The sequence below is a fragment of the Aequorivita echinoideorum genome (assembly GCF_018476645.1).
GTDB classification, from domain to species: Bacteria; Bacteroidota; Bacteroidia; order Flavobacteriales; family Flavobacteriaceae; genus Aequorivita; species Aequorivita echinoideorum.
Map to the genome: position 1 here is coordinate 1 of NZ_JAHCTB010000021.1, position 1,360 is coordinate 1,360.

Sequence of the window (1,360 nt, forward strand, 5' to 3'; positions counted from 1 at the left end):
AATGTACTTTCCTGAAATAGGTTGACTAAAAATTAAACCTTTTAGTACTAGACTTAATGAAAGACAAAAAACAGCACTGCCGAAAAACTTCCTACAAAAAAGTAGGTTTCGATTTAAAACTTTTGATTATTGATCAAATCCAAAACGGACAAATATCCGTCAATCATGCTTCAGAAAAATATCAGGTTTCCAGATCCTCTATTGACTACTGGTTAAAAAAATACAGTACCTTGGAACAAAAGAAACGTGGTATGAGCAAGAAAGATGAAATAAAAAAACTTAAAGAACGCATTGAAGAACTGGAATTCGTAAAAGACTTCCAGCAAGACATCATTGCTGATATGGAACTCATTACAGGAGTGGATATGTCAAAAAAGTCATTGCCCAAAACATTAGCAGACGAGATCGAAAAAAAGAAACAAGACCGTTTAAAAGAAAATGGTTGATCCAATGTTTTGGGATTAGCAAACAAGCTTTTTACAAGCGTCTGAAGTCTCATAAAGTTAACGTAAACAACGAACAGATTGTAGTTCAAATGATCAAGGATTATAGAAATGAAGTAGGTCAGAGAACCGGTGGCATGAAGCTGCACGACAACCTTAAACCTAAAATGGAATCCCTTGGGATAAAAATGGGAAGAGACAGATTCTATAAACTCTTAAGAGCTTATAATCTCTTAGTTCCAAAGACGAAAAGGTATTATATAACAACTAATTCCAAACATCATTTTTATAAATATGAAAACCTGGTAAAGGACAAAGTTCCTACTCGAGCTGAACAACTTTGGGTAAGTGATATTACTTATATCAAAACACAAAACAAACACTGTTACTTGGCACTGGTCACCGATGCCTATTCTAAGAAGATTATGGGCTATAAGTTTGCCCCGCACATGAAAACATCGCTTTGCATAGAGGCACTGGCTATGGCCATTAAAAACCGTAAATATCCCAATGAAAAACTCATCCATCATTCCGATCGTGGAATTCAATACTGTAACCCAGCATATACCGAATTTGCTGAACAAAACAACATAACACTATCGATGACACAACAGTACGATCCTTATGAAAACCCCGTGGCAGAAAGAATCAACAGAACATTAAAATATGAATATGGACTTAAACAAACTATAAAAAACAGTACCTTAGCTAACAAGATGATCAAAAGAGCTGTCGCTATCTACAACAATAAAAGAACTCATTTGAGTTTGAATTTAAAGACCCCTTCTTTTGTTCATATAAAACAAAATGTAGCATACCATTCCTACAAAAAAAACAAACAAAATTTAGATTTTTTGACCTTTTAATAAACGAAAAATGAAACCAAAAAAGGTCAACCTATTTCAGTATAATACAAA

General features: G+C 33.8%; 2 protein-coding genes. Both read left to right on the forward strand.

Annotated elements, in window-relative coordinates:
• Window positions 1–56: 56 nt before the first annotated feature.
• The gene (locus KIV10_RS13815; protein ID WP_214114727.1) at window positions 57–446 is read left to right on the forward strand and encodes a helix-turn-helix domain-containing protein; all 390 of its coding nucleotides are present in this window, start codon (window positions 57–59) and stop codon (window positions 444–446) included.
• Entirely contained in the window at window positions 443–1,309 is an 867-nt protein-coding gene (locus KIV10_RS13820) for an IS3 family transposase (protein ID WP_214114729.1), read from the forward strand. Before KIV10_RS13815 ends, KIV10_RS13820 begins: the two co-directional genes overlap by 4 nt.
• The last annotated feature ends 51 nt before the right edge of the window (window positions 1,310–1,360 follow it).